Source organism: Bradyrhizobium sp. USDA 376 (genome assembly GCF_054063675.1).
Genome location: NZ_JBSSGN010000001.1, coordinates 5,038,725 through 5,056,169, shown reverse-complemented (window position 1 = coordinate 5,056,169; position 17,445 = coordinate 5,038,725). Strand labels below are relative to the sequence as shown.

Genomic DNA, 17,445 nt, shown 5'->3' with positions numbered 1-17,445 from the left:
CATTGCGGGCGTCAAGGGGCGAACGGCGGCAGTGGCCATCATGACGGATATTCCCCGGCCAGCGCGCCGAACAGGATCACGGCGGCCGTCGAAGCTGCTCCGCCCCGTGCAAGCTGCTCGGCAAGCTCGGCAATCGTGGTGCGGACCAGCCGTTCGTCGGGCCGCCCGAGGGATTCGGCGAACAGCGCCGGGGTGGTTGGAGCGAGGCCGTGGGCGATCAATTTTGCGGCAAGCGCCGGAAAGGTGCGCCGGCCCATATAGACAACGGTAGTCGCTTCAGGATCGGCCAGCGCCGCCCAGTTCAGGTTGGGCGGCAGCTCGCCGGTGACATCGGCCCCGGTGACGAACTGGACTCGGCGTGAGGTGTGCCGTCGGGTCAGCGGAATGCCGGCTTGGGCCGCGGCGACGCAGGCCGAGGTGACGCCGGGAACGATCTCGTAGCCGATGCCGGCTTCGCGCAACGTCTCGATCTCCTCCTCGAGCCGGCCGAATATGCCGGCGTCGCCGGACTTCAAGCGAACGACGCGCACGCCGGTTGCGGCGTAGTCGACCAGCAGACGATTGACATGGTGCTGCTTGGTCGAAGGACGCCCTGCCCGCTTTCCCACCGCGACGAGATTGGCGCCGGGCCGGGCGAGATCAAGGATCGCGCCGGAGGCGAGGTCGTCATAGAGCACGACATCGGCCTCGCGCAGCAGCGCGGCGCCCTTCACGGTGAGGAGCTCGGGATCGCCGGGGCCGGCGGAGATGAAGGAGACGAAACCGCTCACCGGTCCTCCGCGATCAGATGGAAGAATGTGCCGGTGGCACGGCCGCGCTGCGAGCCGGTCTCGGCAATGACCGCGCCCGTTGCATCATGCACGACCGCCAGCGGCGTATCGGGTTGGGCAAGGATGGTCGAATAGTGGAACTCATGACCGCGCAGGCGTGCGCCCGCCTGATGCCCCGGCATCGGCACCGCGAGGGTGGCAAGACGATAGCCCAGATGCATGCGGCGCTTGGCAAAGCTCGTCTCCAGGCCAAGCAGGCCCGTCATCTCATGGCGGATGCCGTCGGCGTCGGTCAGGCCTGCGCCCAGCACCATATAGCCTCCGCACTCGCCGTGCACCGGACGCATCTCGGCGAAGGCGCGCAAGCCGCTGCGAAAGCGCGCATTGGCCGCGATCTTTCCCGCGTGAAGCTCGGGATACCCGCCCGGCAGCCAGCAGACGTCGGCGCTCGAGTCGGGCACTTCATCTGCGAGCGGCGAGAATGTGGAGATCTCCGCGCCCGCCGTACGCCACGCTTCCAGCATATGCGGATAGACGAAGGAGAATGCGGCATCGCGGGCCAGCGCAATGCGCTGCCCTGGCGGCGTCACATTCAGCCCGTTCGCCGAAGGTTGCGGCGACCAGCTGGCAGCGAAGCGCAGCACCGTATCGAGATCGACGTGCTCGGCGACGAAGCGCGCGGCCTCGTCGATCAGCTTTCCGATTTCGGCCTGCTCCTCCGCCTGCACAAGGCCGAGATGTCGCTTCGGCAAACTGATCTCGGCGTGGCGCGGCAGCGCGCCGAACACGGCAATGCCGGCATCGTTGAGCGCACGCCGCACGAGGTCTTCGTGGCGCGGGCTGGCGATGCGATTGAGCACGACGCCGGCAAGGCGCACGCCGGGGCGATAGTCGCGCAGGCCAGCGGCGATCGCCGCCGCCGTTTGCGCCTGCCCCGATGGATCGATCACCAGCACCACCGGCCAGCCCAGCATCTCCGCGATGTCGGCAGAGGCACCGGTGCCGGAAACACCGCGCGCTGCGACGCCATCGAACAGGCCCATCGAGCCTTCGGCGAGGACAATGTCGGCATCCGTGCCGCGGCTGACGAGATGCAAGATCGTCGCGCGGTCCATCGCCCAGCTATCGACGTTGACGGAGGCGCGTCCCGTGGCCGCCGCGTGGAACGCAGGATCGATGTAGTCAGGTCCGCTCTTGAAGCACTGCACCTCGAGGCCACGATTGCGCCAGGCGCGCGCAAGCGCCAGCGTCAGCGTGGTCTTGCCGACGCCGGACGCCGGCGCGGAGATGACGAGCCCTGCCGGCATCAGGAGACCTCCGGAAAGCGCGGCGACACTCCAACGGGCCGATAGCGGCGGTCGTAGTCGGCGGCATAGAGGCGGCTCTCGTCGAAATCCGCAGCGCCAAGGGTCTTACCGACCAGGATCAGCGCGGTGCGCTCCATCTCGGTACCAACGGCGGCATCCAGCGTCGCCAGCTTCGCGCGCACGATGCGCTGATCTGGCCAGCTCGCACGCCAGACGATCGCGACCGGGCAATCCGCGCCGTAATGTGGCGTCAGCTCGGCGACGACCTGGTCGAGCAGATGGATCGACAGATGGATCGCGAGCACCGCGCCGGTCGCGGCGAATGCGGCAAGATTCTCGCCTTCAGGCACCGCGCTGGCACGGCCGGGCGTGCGCGTCAGCACCACGGTCTGGGCAAGGCCGGGCAGCGTCAACTCGGCTTCCAGCGCCGCCGCGGCAGCAGAGAACGAGGGAACGCCGGGCGTGATGCTATAGGGAATACCGAGCGCGCGCAGGCGGCGGAGCTGCTCGCCCATCGCCGACCAGATCGAGAGATCGCCGGAATGCAGCCGCGCGACATCCTTGCTCTCTGCATGCGCAGCGACAATCTCCGCGACGATCTCGTCGAGCGATAGCGGCGCGGTGTTGACGATGCGCGCGCCGGGCGGGCAATGCGCCAGGACGCCTTCGGGCACCAGCGAGCCGGCATAGAGACAGACCGGACAGGCCGCGATCAGGTCGCGGCCGCGCAACGTCAGCAAATCGGGAGCGCCCGGCCCGGCGCCAATGAAATGCACGGTCATGCGCCGTCTCCTTCCGCGATCGCCGCGGTCGCGGTGCGATCCTGCGAGACGACGCGTGGCGCGATCAGCCGGGCCCGAGGGCCGGCCGCGGCGAGCGCCGCAGCTTCGGCAACAGATCCCGTGCCGAATATCTCCGCGATGAGCTTCGATTGCGTCGACGTGCCGATGCCGGCCAGCACGTCAGCCGGGACAGCCCTAATCGGCACGCCGCATTCACGTGCGAGCTGCTTCAGCGCCGCTGCGTCGGCCTTGTCGCTGACAGTTGCCACCGCCGCAAGCCCTTCGGGACCGCCGGCAGCCAGAAGCGCTTCGCGGAGCGAAGCCAGCGTCACATCGCGCCTGAATCCGAGCCCGGCGACCTTCATCGGACCGCACTCCATTGCACCACAGGCCGCGCCGCCTCCCAGGACCGGTAGCGGCCGAGCGGAGCGGCATGTGCAATCTCGACCCGCATCAATTCGCCGCCATGGCGCTGGTGCAGCTCGCCGAGCAGCGCTTCCGTCTCCAGTGTGACTGAATGCGCGACCAGCCGAGCACCCGGCGCGAGCCGGGACCAGATTGCATCAAACATCGCGCTATCGAGGCCGCCGCCGATAAAGACGGCGTCCGGTGTGTCCAGCGCCGCAAGCGCTTCGGGCGCTTTGCCCGTAACGATGGTGATGCGGTGCGCCAGTCCGAACGCGGCTGCATTCTTGCGAATGTTCGCGGCGCGATCCTCGCGCGCCTCGACCGCAGTCGCCGTCCCACCACACAGCGCCCACTCGACCGAGATCGAACCCGAGCCCGCGCCAATATCCCACAGCCGTTCACCGGGACGCGGCGCCAGCGCGGAGAGCGCGAGCGCACGGACCGGTCGCTTGGTGATCTGACCGTCATGGATGAAGAGATCGTCTGAAAGTCCCGAGCTGCGGGGGATGCCCTGTACGCCCTTCGCCTCGACGGCTACTGCGACCAGGTTTCCGGCGAGATCGCCTGCAAAGCTGTCGGCGCGATATTCCCTGATGCTTTCGCGCGGACCACCAAGCGCGGCGAGAGTCCAGAAGGCCGAGGCGCCCCATCCGCGCTCGCTCAGCCATGTCGCGAGATCACCTGCAGCTTTCCCATCGCGCACGAGGCAAATGATGCGCGCCCCTCGCGCCAGATGCGGCACAAGACGCTCGAACGGCGCAGCGTGAAGCCCGAGGCAGACGGTGGATTCGAGCCGCCAGCCCAGCCGCGCGGCCGCAAGCGAGAAGGTCGACGGCGCAGAGTACGCAATCCACTCGCCCCCATCGAGCTTCTCGGCAAGGCTCGCGCCGGCGCCGTACCAGAAGGGATCGCCGGAGGCGAGCACCGCCGTCGGCCGGCCGCGGCAGCCCAACACGATATCTGCGTCGAACGGCACAGGCCAAGCACGGCCGCGGCTTCCCACGTCTGCAAGCGCGAGGTGGCGCTCACCGCCGAAGACGGTTTCAGCCCTCGCAAGTGCCTTTCGGCTTGCTTCTGACAGCCCGGCAAGGCCATCTTCGCCGATACCGATGATGGTCAGCCAGGGATCAGCCAAGGAATTAGCCATGACGCGCGCCCTCATTCTGGGCGGAACGGCCGATGCGAGCTCGCTCGCTGCGGAGATCGCGCGGGCGCGCATCGATGCCGTCTATTCCTATGGCGGCCGCACCCGCGCGCCCGCCGACCAGCCGCTGCCGACCCGCATCGGCGGCTTCGGCGGCGCGAGCGGCCTCGCCGACTATATCCGCGGTGAAGGCATCACGCACGTGATCGACGCAACGCATCCCTTCGCTGCCGAGATGAGCCGCAATGCGGTCGCGGCTTGCGCCGAAACCGGCACGCCGTTGATCGCGCTCGAACGCATGCCATGGGACAGGACGCAAGGCGACAACTGGATCGAGGTCGCGGACGTCAGCGCCGCAGTCGCCGCGCTGCCGGCGGCGCCCGCACACGTGTTCCTCGCCATCGGCCGCCAGCACATCGCGCCGTTCGCGGCCAAACCGCAGCACGCCTACACGCTGCGGTTCGTCGATCCCCCCGAAACATCCCTGCCCTTCGCCGCGGACGTGATCGTATCGCGCGGTCCGTTCACGTTCGACGCCGAGCTCGAGATGATGCGCACGCGCGAGATCGCCTGGGTCGTCGCCCGCAATTCCGGCGGCGACGGCGCGCGCGCCAAGGTCGACGCGGCCCGTGTGCTCGGCCTGCCCGTGATCATGATCTCGCGGCCAAAACTGCCCGAGCGGCCGCGAGTTGAAAGCGTCGCCGAGGTTATGGAGTGGCTCGGTCATTCTACCCGCCTCGGTGCATAGACCCAGCGGCCGACGCGGCGCGTCTGCGAATTGCCGACGATCACCAGCGTGCGCATGTCGGCCATCTCGGGCCGCGCCTCGTTCAGTGTCACGGTCGCGATCTTCTCGTCGGCAGCGCTGATCGCCCGCGCGAAGATCACGAGGCGCTCGCCGCAGCCGGCCTCCTTCAGCGCTGCGAGCGCGCGGCCAAATCCCTCCGGCCGGCTTGCCGAGCGCGGATTGTACATCGCGATCGCAAAGTCGGCTTCCGCCGCGAGGCGCAGCCGCTTCTCGATCACCGCCCAGGGCTTGAGATTGTCGGAGAGATTGATCGCGCAAAAATCATGGCCGAGCGGCGCACCCGCACGCGCGGCCGCCGCGAGCATCGCGGTGATGCCCGGCAGCACGCGGATTGGCAGCTCGCGCCATTGCGGCGCCTGTTCGAGCGCCTCGAACACGGCGGACGCCATGGCAAAGACGCCGGGATCGCCTGAGGAGACGACAACGACCTGGCCGCCTTCGGCGGCCAGGCGCAACGCCTCGCTCGCGCGTTGCAGCTCTTCGCGATTGTCGGATGGATGCAGCTTGAGACCTGGTCGCGGCGGCACACGCGCGACATAGGGTGCATAGCCCAGAACATCCGTCGCGGAGGCGAGCGCGGCGGAAACCTCGGGCGTCACCAGCGCCTCGCTGCCCGGCCCAAGGCCCGCGATGGTCAGCGTGCCCGTCATTCGGCAGCGTCCAGATGCCGTCCCTTGCCGTGCACCAGCACGATCGCGAAATAGGGACAGTCGGCCGCATCGATATCGGCGAGCCGCACGACGCGCTCACCCGGCATGGTGCCGCGTTCGACCAGCCAGGCGTCGTCCAGCCGGCCGGCGGATGCGAGCGCGCGGCGCACCTTTGCGAGATTGCGGCCGGTCTTCATGACGACCAGCGCATCGGAATCGCGCATCCGGCGCTCGAGCTCGTCCTGGGGGAGCGTCCCCATCAGCACCGTCGTGACATCGTCACCCAGCGCAATCGGCAGTCCGACGCCATTCCAGCAACCGACCATCCCGGGAATGCCGGCGATCACCTCGATCTCGACACGCCCCTGCAAGCGCATGTGCAGGTGCATGAAGGATCCGTAGAAGTAGGGATCGCCCTCGCAGAGCACAACCACGTCGACCGCGCGCGCCAGCCGCGCCAGGCGCTCGGCCCATTCGTCGTAGAAGCCGGCGAGCAGCTGGACATAGTCCGGACTGTCGAAGGCGATCTCGGTCGTAACCGGATATTCCATGGGATATTCGGTGACGTCGGCAGCCAGCATGCCCTCGACGATGCGGCGCGCCTGGCCCGGCCGACCCTTCTTGCGGAAATAGGCAACATGCTGCGCGGCGCGCACGGTCCGATCGGCGCGCACGCTCATCAAATCGGGATCGCCGGGGCCGAGACCGCAGCAGATGATGCGTCCCATCGCTATTCGCTCCGGCTCGCCAGCGCGTTCACGGCGGCAACCGTGATCGCGGAACCACCGAGGCGGCCCTCGACGGTCAGCGCAGCGACCTTCGGATCGGCCATCAGCGCCGCCTTGGACTCGGCGGCACCGACGAAGCCGACGGGACAGCCGATGATCGCCGCCGGCCGCGGACAGTTTTGGTCCTCCAGCATGTTGAGGAGATGGAATAGCGCGGTCGGCGCGTTGCCGATCGCAACGATCGCGCCCTCGAGATGGGGCCGCCACAGCTCCAGCGCCGCGGCCGAGCGGGTGTTGCGCATGGACTGCGCCAGCGCCGGTACGGCGGCGTCACCGAGCGTGCAGATGACGGCATTGTGGGCTGGCAGTCTCGCGCGCGTAATCCCCTCAGAGACCATCCGCGCATCGCACAGGATCGGCGCGCCCTTCTGCAGGGCGGCGCGCGCGACGGTCGCCATGCCTGATGTGAAGCGGATATGCGCTTCGAGGCCCACCATGCCGGCGGCATGGATCATCCGCACGACGACCTGCTCCTCATCGGGTGTGAAGCGGGCAAGATCGGCTTCTGCGCGAATGGTCGCAAAGGACTGCCGGTAGATCGCCGCGCCATCGGTCTCGTAAACGTGCGGCATCAATGCCCTCCCAGCAGGATGGAGGGGTTGCCGACGATGTCGTCGCGATTCAGCCCGCGCAGGACGGGCTCGTCGCGCGTCGATCCGCCGCGCACGAGATCGAAGCCCGCGCCGGTCGCGACCAGCGTGATCGCGGCTGTGCCGGAATGCGCGCAGCCCTTGGCGCAGCCGGAGACATGAAGCCGAGCCGCCGCGCCGATGTTCGGCGCAAGCGCGGCCGCCAGCGCGCGGGTATCGGCATGGGCCTCGCGGCAACGCGGCGCGCCGCTGCAGGCGATGACGCGCAGCGCCGGGTCGTAGGCCTCGGTGATGAGGCCAGCCGCGGTCGGCATCGTCCGCTTGCCTTCGCTCAAGACCATCCGCCACGGCGTCATGCGCAGCGCATGGCCGCAACCGGCGAACTGGTTGAGCGTCGCATGCGGCATCTGCCCGAAGGCGACGCCGACCAGCGCGCCCTGCGGATAAAGGCCGGGACGCGCCGCGGCCATGACCGGCGCAGGTTCGGTCTCACCCCGTAACGCCGCGGGCAATTCCGCACCGGCCGCGAGATGCGCGGCCATGCGCCCTCGCCCGCCCCTGGCACCGCCCGATGACACGAACCAGCTTGCAAGCGCGAGCGCGGCGGCGACGGCCTCGCCGCGCGCGACAGACCGGCCGAACTCGGCGCCATTGGCACGCACCAGCAGCCCGCCGGCCCGGTCGCGCTCGATCCGCACATCCGCGGAATCGCCGGCGAGCACGCGCGAGGTGCCGTCATCGACGGCGAAACCGAATTTCGTCGGAAGCGCGAGCACGCTGTTCTCAAGCGCTTCCTCGAGCTCGGCGGCAAGCGCCTGGGTCTCGTCGCCCGCGCGCCAGAACGGTGTCACCAGAATGTTGCGCCGGGACTCGGTGTCGGGATCCGGATCGAGCAGCGCCAGTTGCGCGAGCCCGTCGAGCAGCAGCCGATGGCTGCTTTCGCTGACGCCCCTGATCTGGAGATTGGCGCGGCTGGTGACGTCGATCAGGCCGTTGCCGTGGCGTTCGGCCAGATGCGCAAGTCCGGAGATCTGCGCCGCATCCAGCCGCCCGCCGAACGGGCGCACGCGGACGACGAGTCCGTCGCCCGATTGCATCGGCCGCAGCGCGCCCGGGCACCAGCCCTTGACCATGGCCGCGCTCATGAGGCCTCCCGCAGCGCAGCCGCGATCGAATTGCGGCGGGTCCGCCAGAGTGACGCCTCGTGCAAGCGAGTGAAGCACATCTCCATCGCGGCAAGGGCCGCCGGATTCTCACGGGCCATGAAGGCGCTGACATCCTCGTTGCCCAGCGTCGCGTCGTAGTAGAGATCGAACAGATGCGGCGGCACGGCGCCGGCCAGATGGGCGAAGGCGGCCATATGTTCGAGCGTCGCGGAGATCTCGGCCGCCCCGCGAAAACCGTGGCGCATCATGCCGGCGATCCAGGCCGGATTGGCCGCGCGCGCGCGGACCACACGCGAGATTTCTTCGGTCAGCGTGCGCGCATGCGGCTGGTCGGGGCGCGTTGCGTCGAGATGATAGAGCGACGGTGCGGTCCCGCCGAGCTGTGCTGCGGCGGCCGCAATCCCCGCTTCATGCGCGGCGTAGTCGGCGGCGAGCAGGAGATCGGTTTCCGGCAAGTCCTGGACGTGGACGAACGCATCGGCCGACGCGAGCCGCTGTTCGATGCCGGCGCGATCGGCCCTGATCTCGCCGTCGGCGGTGAACGCCCAGGAGGACGCCGACAGCCAGGCCTTACCGGCCGCTTCGCGGGTCTCGGATGTGAAGGCATCCGGGATCGCCGACAGGCCGACGCCGTATTGTCCGGGACGCGGCGCGAACACGCGGGAGGTGCGGTGGCGATAGGGATTCTCCTCGCCCTCGTCGTCGCGCGACGCGAGCGCCTCGGACGCGGCTTCGAACAATTGCGCAAGGCCTGCGAACACATCGCGGAACAGGCCGGACACGCGCAGCGTGACGTCGATGCGGGGACGGCCGAGCTCGGCCGGCGCGATGATATCGTAACCGGTGACGCGGCCGGAGGCGTGATCCCAGCGCGGCGCGAGGCCGGCCAGATGCAGCGCCATCGCAAACTCCTCGCCCGCGGTGCGCATCGTCGCAGAACCCCAGAGATCGACGACAAGGCCCTTCGGCCAGTCGCCGTGATCCTGCAGATGGCGCCGCAGCAGCTCTTCAGCGAGCTTGATGCCTTGCGCATGCGCCGACGGCGTCGGCACCGCGCGCGGATCGACGGCGAAGAGATTGCGCCCGGTCGGCAACACGTCCTGACGGCCGCGATAGGGCGAGCCCGACGGTCCCGGCGCGATGCGCCGTCCTGCGAGCGCAGCACGCAGCGCATCCCGCTCCGCCTCGCCGCAAGCGCCGCGGCCGAACACATGCAGGCCGTCGCCGAACTGACTTTCCTTGAGATCGCAGACGAAGCGGTCGATGCGCGGGATCGCTTCGGCCGGTGCAGCCGATGCATCCAGACCGAGATCGTCCTCCAGTCCTGCCGCGCGCGCCTCGTCACGGATCGCAGCGATCAATCGTTGTCGGCGCGCGGGATCGAGACCATCGGCGGTCGAATATTCGTCAAGGAGCCGCTCCAGCCGGCGCAAGCCCTCCGGCACGGCTGATCTTTCGAGCGGCGGCGGCAGATGGCCGATCGTCACCGCGCCGATGCGCCGCTTGGCCTGCGCGGCCTCGCCGGGATCGTTGACGATGAAGGGGTAGACGACGGGGAGATCGCCGATCAGTGCTTCCGGCCAGCAGCGCGATGACAGCGCCACCGATTTCCCGGGTAGCCATTCCAGCGTGCCATGCGCGCCCATATGCACGACGGCGTCACAACCCTGCTGCCGGAGCCAGAGATAGAACGCGACATAGGCATGGCGCGGCGTGCGGGCGAGATCGTGATAATCGTTATCGCGCCTCGCCGTTTCGCCGCGCTCGGGCTGGAGCGCGATGATCGACTTTCCGCACGCCATGCCCGCGAAATGAAACGCGCCGTCGCGGCAGCTCGGATCATTCTCCGGTGCGCCCCAGGCTCGCGCGAGCTCATCCTGCAAGGCTTGCGGAAGACGCGCGAGCGCGGCGCGATAATCGGCAACGCTCCAGGTCAGGTGCTGCGCGAGCAGCGTCTCGCCGAGCGCATGGACCGGCGCGACATCGAAGCCGGCCTCCGCGAGATCGGCTACCAGGGCTTCGACCGAAGCAAGCGCATCGAGACCAACCGCATGCGCGATCTGGTGCGGACGGCCCGGATAGTTCGAGAGCACGATCGCCGCGCGCTTCTCGCCGGCAGGCTTCTCCGCGAGGTGCCGCCAGGCCGCGACGCGCGCGGCGACGGCCTTGACGCGCTCATCATCCGCGCGATGAGCCAGGTGCGAAAACTGCAGATCGGGATCGCGCTCAGCGGCCGACTTGAAGCTCACCACGCCGGTGAACAAACGACCATCGACCTCGGGCAACACCACATGCATCGCGAGGTCGCCGGGCGAGAGGCCGCGCAGCGATTCCATCCAGTCCTCACGCCGCGCGGTGGAGAGCGCGACCTGAAACACAGGACACGTCGCGGCATCGAACGGCGTGGTGCCGTCGTCGCCAACCGCGGAAAACGCCGTCGCATTGACGATCGCAGCCGGCGGATTTTGCGCGAGATATGCGCGCAGCCAATCGGCAACGCCTGCAGCCTTCAACGAAGTGACGAACACGCCATACGCGTCAAAACCGTTGTCACGCAACGCCGCGATGAGTGCATCGACGGGGCCGGTGTCGGCCGCGGTGAGATAGGAGCGATAGAAGGTCACCAGCGCGCGCGGCTTTCCCTCGTCCGACGTCGGCGCAGCAATGACGCCGCGCGCGGGATCGTAAAAGCCCATCTCGGGAACGGTCATCTCGCCGGCGACCGGGCCTGCATAAAGCCCCGAGGCCAGCGCAAGCTGCGCGATCGCGGCTTGCGCCGCGACCGGGCCGCCGGTGTCGCAGAGCACCTTCAGCCGCCGCAGCGTCGAGACCGGCAATGTCGAATATGCATCGAGCCGGGTGTCGTCGCGGCCATCGGCCGGCAGCACGGCCAGCACAATGCCGCGATCCTTCGCGAGTTGTTGGAGAGCCGCGAGCCCGTACGGCCAATAGGACTCGCCGCCGATCAGGCGCACCAGGATGCCCCTCGCCTGCGACAGCGTGCGCTCGATATAGGTGTCGACCGACAGCGGATGACGCAGCTCCGCGAGATTGGCGAGCCGCAGCGACGGCAGGCTGTCACGGCCTCGCCGCCAGCCGGCCGCGAACGCGGCAAGGTCCGAATCCGAGTACGAGAGCACCACGAGATCAGCCGGGTCCTGGCCGATGTCTCTTGGCGTCGCGGTCTCCTCCAGACCGTGGCTCTCGCGGAAGACGACGTGCATCAGATACCAAGTCCTGACCTGATCGCGGCCTCGTCGATGTCACCATGCTCGCCGATCACGACGAGCTTTGACTGCCTGAGACCCGCGCCCCAGGGCTTGTCGAACTGGTGGCGCACGCGTTCGCCGACGGCCTGCAGCAACAAGCGCATCGGCTTGCCCGCGACCGCGATGTAGCCCTTGGCGCGCAGCACGTTCTGCTCGCGCGCCAGACGCTGCACGGAAGCGACCAGCGCATCGATATCGGCAACTTCCGGAAGATCGATCACGACGGAAGCGAAATCGTCATGCTCGTGCTCCTCCTCGCCATCATGATGCGAGGGGCGCGCGGCGAGATCATTCTCCGCGGCAGCGCCGAGACCGAGGATCACGCGCGCATCGATTGCGCCGTCGGTGACGGGCAGCATCGGCACGCGCCGCGGCATCTCGGCGGTGATCGCCGCCTTGGCGGCTTCAATCCCTGCGCTGCCGGCGAGATCGGCCTTGGTCAGCAGCACGATATCCGCACAGGCGATCTGGTCCTCGAACACTTCCGACAGCGGCGTCTCGTGATCGAGATTCTCGTCCGCCGCACGCTGCGCTTCGACCGCAGCCGGGTCCGGCGCGAAACGGCCGGCGGCCACAGCCTCGGCATCGGCGAGTGCGATGACGCCGTCGACCGTGATGCGCGAGCGGATCTCCGGCCAGTCGAACGCCTTCAGCAGCGGCTTCGGCAGCGCCAGGCCCGAAGTCTCGATCAGGATGTGATCAGGCCGCACCGGCCGCGCCAAAAGCTGCTCCATGGTCGGAATGAAATCGTCGGCGACGGTGCAGCAGATGCAGCCATTGGCGAGCTCGACGATGTTCTCCTCCGGGCAATTGGCGTCGGCGCAGGACTTCAGGATCTCACCATCGACACCCTCGCTGCCGAACTCGTTGACGAGCACGGCGAGCTTCTTGCCGTTGGCATTGCTGAGCAGATGCTGGATCAGCGTGGTCTTGCCGGAACCGAGAAACCCCGTAACCACCGTGACGGGGACTTTTGCGAGCGAGTTCATTCAGCGGCCTCCGGCACGACGGCGATGGGGGGAATGCGGGCAAGCGATTGCTTGCGGAAGATTTCGGGGCGGCTGCGCCAGGGCACGAGGCCATCGGGTGCCGCCGCATAGGCCGCGGCGCCGGCGACGACGTCCTGCGCATTCGCATCCGACAGGCGGCCATAGACGTAGGACCAGCGGCCGGGCGCGCTGAGCGCGACCGAGCAGCCCTGGCTGCATGCCGACAGGCATTCGACGGGAACCACATTGACACCCTCGGGCACGCCGGCCTCGAGAATCGCACCATGCAGGCGCTTGCCGGGCGTGGTCTCGCCCTCGCCAAGCGTCTGGCCGGCGCGGCAGGTGATGCAGACGTGAAGTGTGACGGTCATCGCCTCTTCCAGGATAAACATCGGGAGGCGATGAGGCACACGGACCATTCTCCTGAAGGCCCGCTTCCCCGTCGCGGAACACCCCGTCCGCCGGTCCAAAACTCGTCCGCGCTGGCAGGTCTCCCGGCTTGCGGAGCAGGGTTTTGCCCTTCGATCCCCGCCTTCCCGATTCCCGTGGGAATCAGTGGCTTCGGGCATCTCTCCGGTCACGGTCGCGGGGGCGGCTGCATTTTGGACCCAAATCTTGCCGATTCGGACCCTATCGCATTCCCTCTTCGCCTGTCATAGGACAGGAACCAACGCCGGGCCACCATTTGCCCCCGGCCGCCTCTTGTCAAGCCGAAGGACCCGTCAGATGACGCCTGAACCGGATACCCAAACGGCCGAGGAAACCGACGCCCGGCACGCCCAGAAAATGGCGAAGAAGAAGGCCGCCCGCGACAAGATCATGGCGACCAAGAGCGGCGAAAAGGGCCTCATCATCGTCCATACCGGCGCGGGCAAGGGCAAGTCCTCCTCCGCCTTCGGCATGATCGTCCGCTGTGTCGCCCACGGCTTCCCCTGCGCGGTCGTGCAGTTCATCAAGGGCGCCTGGGAAACCGGCGAGCGGCGCCTGCTCACCGGCCATTTCGGCGACCTCTGCCAGTTCCACGCCATGGGCGAAGGCTTCACCTGGGAGACTCAGGACCGCGCCCGCGACATCGCCGCCGCGCGCGCCGGCTGGGAGAAGGCGAAGGAGCTGATCCAAGATTCCAGCCTGCGCATGGTCGTGCTCGACGAGATCAACATCGCGCTGCGCTACGACTATCTCGACATCGCCGAGGTCGTCGAGTTCCTGACCACACAGAAGCCGCCGATGACGCATGTCGTGCTCACCGGGCGCAACGCCAAGGACGAGCTGATCGAGATTGCCGACCTCGTCACCGAGATGACGCTGGTGAAGCACCCGTTCCGCTCCGGCATCAAGGCACAGGCCGGCGTCGAGTTCTGATTTCGATGGCACGCGCATTGATGATCCAGGGAGCCGGCTCGGACGTGGGCAAATCGCTCATCGTCGCCGGCCTTGCGCGCGCGTTCACGCGGCGCGGCCTGCGTGTGCTCCCGTTCAAGCCGCAGAACATGTCGAACAACGCGGCCGTCACCGTCGATGGCGGCGAGATCGGCCGCGCCCAGGCGCTGCAGGCGCTCGCCGCCGGCGTCGAGCCGCACACCGACATGAATCCGGTGCTGCTGAAGCCCGAGACCGATGTCGGCGCACAGGTCGTCGTGCATGGAAAGCGCATTGCCACCGCGCGTGCGCGCGAGTATGCGGCGATGAAGCCCTCGCTGATGGGCGCGGTGCTCAAGAGTTTTGAGCGTCTGAAGGCGCGCGCCGATCTCGTACTGGTGGAAGGCGCCGGCAGCCCGGCCGAGGTGAACCTGCGCAAGGCCGACATCGCCAATATGGGCTTTGCCCGCAAGGCCGACGTTCCGGTCGTGCTGGTCGGCGACATCGACCGCGGCGGTGTCATTGCGCAGCTCGTTGGTATCAAAGCGGTCATCGATCCCGACGATGCCAAGATGATCCAGGGTTTTGTCATCAACAAGTTCCGCGGCGATCCCACGCTGTTCGACGACGGTTATAGGCTGATCGAAGCGAAGACGGTCTGGCGCGGCTTCGGCGTCCTGCCCTGGTTTGCCCGCGCCGGCGAGCTGCCAGCCGAGGACGCGCTGGGCCTGAGCGATGCGCGCAAGCCGGGCCAATGCAAGATCGCGTGCCTGGCACTGTCGCGGATCGCCAATTTCGACGATCTCGATCCACTCAAGCTCGAGCCCGGCGTCGATCTCGTGATGGTTCGTCCGGGCGAAGCGATCCCGGGTGATGTCCGTCTCGTCATCATCCCCGGCTCAAAATCCACCCGTGGCGATCTCGCCTTCCTGCGCGCGCAGGGCTGGGACATCGATCTCCTGGCGCATCATCGCCGGGGCGGCCATGTGCTCGGCCTCTGCGGCGGGTATCAGATGCTCGGGCGCAGCGTCGCCGATCCTGAAGGCCTCGAAGGCCCGGCGGGCGACACGCCAGGTCTCGGGCTTCTCGATGTCGAGACGGTGATGAGCCCGCAGAAGACGCTGACGCGCGTCGCGGCCGTACACGCCGCGACCGGTCAGCCGATCGAAGCCTACGAAATCCACATCGGCCGCACCGACGGGCCCGATCGCGCCCGTCCGTTCGCCAGCTTGAACGGCGAGCCGGAAGGCGCGATCTCACGCGACGGCCGCGTGCAGGGCAGCTACCTGCACGGCCTCTTCACGTCGGACGATTTTCGCAAGGCGTATCTGGCGAAGCTCGACATTCCCGCGGGAAACGAGCCCTATCACGCCAGGGTCGAGAGCGCGCTCGATGCGCTCGCCGACCACATCGAAAAGCATCTCGACGTCGAAGGCCTGCTCGCGCTAGCGCGCTAGAGCCTCGGCAAGGCGCGACCATTCGGCTTCGTTGCCTGGAAGCCCGAGACGCAACCATGCCGGCTTCTGCACGAAGACACGCGACCATATATGGGCGCGCGCGAGCTTGTCCTGTGCGGCCAGCGCGTCAGGCGTCTCGTAAAGGCGAAACAGCGGCGTGCCGCCAATCAGCGCCCAGCCTTGCGACTGCACCATCGCGTCGAGCCGTATGCTGTCGCGTGCAAGGCGCGCTGAGGTGGTCTCGGCCCAGGCATCGTCGCGCAACGCGCGGCAGCCGATGGCGATCGCCGCTCCCGAGATCGGCCATGGGCCCGATGCCGCCGCGAGCCTGGCGACATCGGCGGTATTCCCGATCGCGAACCCTAGCCGCAGGCCGGCAAGTCCGTAAAACTTCCCGAAGGAGCGCAGGATCAGCAGTCCCGGCCGATCTGCGTCCGACGCGAGCGACAGATGCGGAGCGGCATCGGCAAAACTCTCGTCGATCACGAGGCGGCCGACGCGCGGCAGCAGTGCGAGCAAATCCTTTGGCTCATAGTTTCGGCCATCGGGGTTGTTGGGATTGACGACGATGGCGAGATCCGCGCTGGCCAGCGCGTCGAGTTCGCTGACCTCCTGCACATCCCAGCCGGCTGCCGAGAGCACCCCGGCATATTCATTGTAGGTCGGCGCGAGAATGCGGGCGCGGCCGTATGGCGCGAGTTGCGGCAAGAGTTGAATGGCGGCTTGCGCGCCACCCATCGCAACGAGCGCCGCACTCGTGCGGTAGGCGTGCCGCGCAGCCTGATGCAAGGCATCGATCTCGGAACTCGACGGTAGCGCACTCCAGGCGCGCATGCTCACCTCGCCCACCGGATAAGGCACCCGGTTGATCCCCGTCGACAGATCGATCCAGTCCTCGGCACGGCCGCCAAACCGCCGCTGGGCCAGATCGAGATTTCCACCGTGCTCGCGCATGCCCCGTTCTTTCACGCGAAGGCCAGGATCGCAAGCAGGCCCGTCAGCAGCAGCATGGCACGGCGGTAGACGTTCAGTCCTTCGCCGATGTCGGCGGGATGCGGATCGCGCGCGCCTTCGTTGAGCCAGGGCTCGTCGGTGACGCTGCCGTGATAGATGCGCGGGCCGCTGAGCCGCACGCCAAGTGCGCCCGCCATCGCCGCCTCCGGCCAACCGGCGTTGGGCGAGCGGTGGCGACGCGCATCGCGCGTCATGCGAGACAGCGCCTCGGATCGCCTTGGCGCCAGCAGCACGAACAGAAACCCGGTCAGGCGTGCCGGAATGAAATTTGCGACATCGTCCATGCGCGCCGCGGCCCAGCCGAAGGCCTCGTGTCGTTCATTGCGATGACCGATCATGGAATCCAGCGTGTTGATGGCCTTGTAGCCGAGGATGCCTGGCAGGCCGAACAGCGCGCCCCAGAACACCGGTGCGACGATGCCGTCGGAGGCATTTTCGGCAAGACTCTCGATTGCCGCGCGCGCGATGCCGGCATCATCGAGCGCCGCCGGGTCGCGGCCGACGATGCGCGAGACCGCCTCGCGTGCTGCGGCGATGTCGCCTGCCTGCAAAGGCACGGCAACGGCGGCAACGTGATCATGGAGCGAGCGCAGCGCGACCAGCGGCCAGGCGAGCACGCCGACCAGCGCGATCTGGATCCAGCCCGAGGCAAGCCAGCCCTGAAGCATCCAGCCGAGTGCGACGGAAAGTACAATCACCAAAAGCGCTCCCGCGACACCGGCAGCGCGCCGAAGTGCTGGCGGATCGGAGGAGCGATTCCAGCCGGCATCAATCGCGCCAATCAGTCGGCCGAGCCAGGTCACGGGGTGACCGATCCGCGCGAACAGCCAGGACGGCCAGCCCAGACAGGCATCCACCGCCATCGCCACCACCATCGCGCCCGCAAAACCCACCGATACCTCCTGTCCTGCCCCTGTTGCGCAAAGCGAGGGGTAAGCGCAAGC

The 17,445-nt window shown here is 67.9% G+C and carries 17 protein-coding genes and 1 riboswitch; of the genes, 3 read left to right on the top strand and 14 right to left on the bottom strand.

The annotated features are described in order from the left end of the window. Nucleotides 1–38: 38 nt before the first annotated feature. The 5 genes from cobA to cbiT are packed head-to-tail and all read right to left on the bottom strand — an operon-like array spanning nt 39 to nt 4,402. A complete protein-coding gene (gene cobA, locus ACVJ19_RS23585; protein WP_453951437.1) occupies nt 39–770 on the bottom strand; it encodes a uroporphyrinogen-III C-methyltransferase in 732 nt (243 codons plus the stop codon). Beyond that, nucleotides 767–2,077 (bottom strand): cobyrinate a,c-diamide synthase, encoded by a 1,311-nt coding sequence (locus tag ACVJ19_RS23580; protein ID WP_453951436.1) that lies wholly within the window; start codon nt 2,075–2,077, stop codon nt 767–769. Before ACVJ19_RS23580 ends, cobA begins: the two co-directional genes overlap by 4 nt. Next, nucleotides 2,077–2,859, bottom strand: coding sequence for a precorrin-4 C(11)-methyltransferase (gene cobM / locus ACVJ19_RS23575; RefSeq protein ID WP_456739433.1), 783 nt, complete (start codon nt 2,857–2,859; stop codon nt 2,077–2,079). Before cobM ends, ACVJ19_RS23580 begins: the two co-directional genes overlap by 1 nt. After that, nucleotides 2,856–3,224 (bottom strand): cobalamin biosynthesis protein, encoded by a 369-nt coding sequence (locus ACVJ19_RS23570; protein WP_453951434.1) that lies wholly within the window; start codon nt 3,222–3,224, stop codon nt 2,856–2,858. Before ACVJ19_RS23570 ends, cobM begins: the two co-directional genes overlap by 4 nt. Then, entirely contained in the window at nt 3,221–4,402 is a 1,182-nt protein-coding gene (cbiT, locus tag ACVJ19_RS23565; protein ID WP_453955192.1) for a precorrin-6Y C5,15-methyltransferase (decarboxylating) subunit CbiT, read from the bottom strand. Before cbiT ends, ACVJ19_RS23570 begins: the two co-directional genes overlap by 4 nt. Before the next feature lie 10 nt (nt 4,403–4,412). On the opposite strand from cbiT, the gene ACVJ19_RS23560 reads away from it, so the two are divergent. Beyond that, the gene (locus tag ACVJ19_RS23560; RefSeq protein ID WP_453951432.1) at nt 4,413–5,159 is read left to right on the top strand and encodes a cobalt-precorrin-6A reductase; all 747 of its coding nucleotides are present in this window, start codon (nt 4,413–4,415) and stop codon (nt 5,157–5,159) included. On the opposite strand, the gene cobJ is transcribed toward ACVJ19_RS23560, so the two are convergent. Genes cobJ through ACVJ19_RS23525 form a run of 7 tightly spaced genes read right to left on the bottom strand, consistent with a single transcriptional unit; the run spans nt 5,135 to nt 13,042 of the window. Next, entirely contained in the window at nt 5,135–5,869 is a 735-nt protein-coding gene (gene cobJ, locus ACVJ19_RS23555; RefSeq protein WP_453951431.1) for a precorrin-3B C(17)-methyltransferase, read from the bottom strand. The two genes, ACVJ19_RS23560 and cobJ, sit on opposite strands and share 25 nt — an antisense overlap. Beyond that, nucleotides 5,866–6,597 carry a precorrin-2 C(20)-methyltransferase gene (locus ACVJ19_RS23550; RefSeq protein WP_453951430.1) on the bottom strand — a complete coding sequence of 244 codons (732 nt, stop codon included), beginning with the start codon at nt 6,595–6,597 and terminating at the stop codon, nt 5,866–5,868. The genes cobJ and ACVJ19_RS23550 overlap by 4 nt, the downstream gene beginning before the upstream one ends. Before the next feature lie 2 nt (nt 6,598–6,599). Beyond that, nucleotides 6,600–7,229 carry a precorrin-8X methylmutase gene (locus tag ACVJ19_RS23545; RefSeq protein ID WP_453951428.1) on the bottom strand — a complete coding sequence of 210 codons (630 nt, stop codon included), beginning with the start codon at nt 7,227–7,229 and terminating at the stop codon, nt 6,600–6,602. Continuing rightward, a complete protein-coding gene (cobG, locus tag ACVJ19_RS23540) occupies nt 7,229–8,392 on the bottom strand; it encodes a precorrin-3B synthase (RefSeq protein ID WP_453951427.1) in 1,164 nt (387 codons plus the stop codon). The genes ACVJ19_RS23545 and cobG overlap by 1 nt, the downstream gene beginning before the upstream one ends. Further along, complete coding sequence (cobN, locus tag ACVJ19_RS23535; RefSeq protein WP_453951426.1) at nt 8,389–11,637, bottom strand: cobaltochelatase subunit CobN; 3,249 nt, start codon at nt 11,635–11,637, stop codon at nt 8,389–8,391. The genes cobG and cobN overlap by 4 nt, the downstream gene beginning before the upstream one ends. After that, nucleotides 11,637–12,671 carry a cobalamin biosynthesis protein CobW gene (cobW, locus tag ACVJ19_RS23530; RefSeq protein ID WP_453951423.1) on the bottom strand — a complete coding sequence of 345 codons (1,035 nt, stop codon included), beginning with the start codon at nt 12,669–12,671 and terminating at the stop codon, nt 11,637–11,639. Before cobW ends, cobN begins: the two co-directional genes overlap by 1 nt. After that, nucleotides 12,668–13,042, bottom strand: coding sequence for a DUF1636 family protein (locus ACVJ19_RS23525; RefSeq protein WP_018647636.1), 375 nt, complete (start codon nt 13,040–13,042; stop codon nt 12,668–12,670). The genes cobW and ACVJ19_RS23525 overlap by 4 nt, the downstream gene beginning before the upstream one ends. Nucleotides 13,043–13,138: 96 nt before the next feature. Further along, a riboswitch (cobalamin riboswitch) is annotated at nt 13,139–13,358 on the bottom strand. A gap of 39 nt (nt 13,359–13,397) precedes the next feature. On the opposite strand from ACVJ19_RS23525, the gene cobO reads away from it, so the two are divergent. Next, entirely contained in the window at nt 13,398–14,033 is a 636-nt protein-coding gene (gene cobO, locus ACVJ19_RS23520) for a cob(I)yrinic acid a,c-diamide adenosyltransferase (RefSeq protein ID WP_453951422.1), read from the top strand. 5 nt (nt 14,034–14,038) lie between these two features. Then, complete coding sequence (locus tag ACVJ19_RS23515) at nt 14,039–15,487, top strand: cobyric acid synthase (protein ID WP_453951420.1); 1,449 nt, start codon at nt 14,039–14,041, stop codon at nt 15,485–15,487. On the opposite strand, the gene cobD is transcribed toward ACVJ19_RS23515, so the two are convergent. Next, nucleotides 15,476–16,441: a threonine-phosphate decarboxylase CobD gene (cobD, locus tag ACVJ19_RS23510; RefSeq protein ID WP_453951418.1), complete on the bottom strand. Its 966-nt coding sequence runs from the start codon at nt 16,439–16,441 to the stop codon at nt 15,476–15,478. The genes ACVJ19_RS23515 and cobD overlap by 12 nt on opposite strands. An 11-nt stretch (nt 16,442–16,452) precedes the next feature. Next, nucleotides 16,453–17,394, bottom strand: coding sequence for an adenosylcobinamide-phosphate synthase CbiB (gene cbiB, locus ACVJ19_RS23505; protein ID WP_453951417.1), 942 nt, complete (start codon nt 17,392–17,394; stop codon nt 16,453–16,455). Between the last annotated feature and the right edge of the window lie 51 nt (nt 17,395–17,445).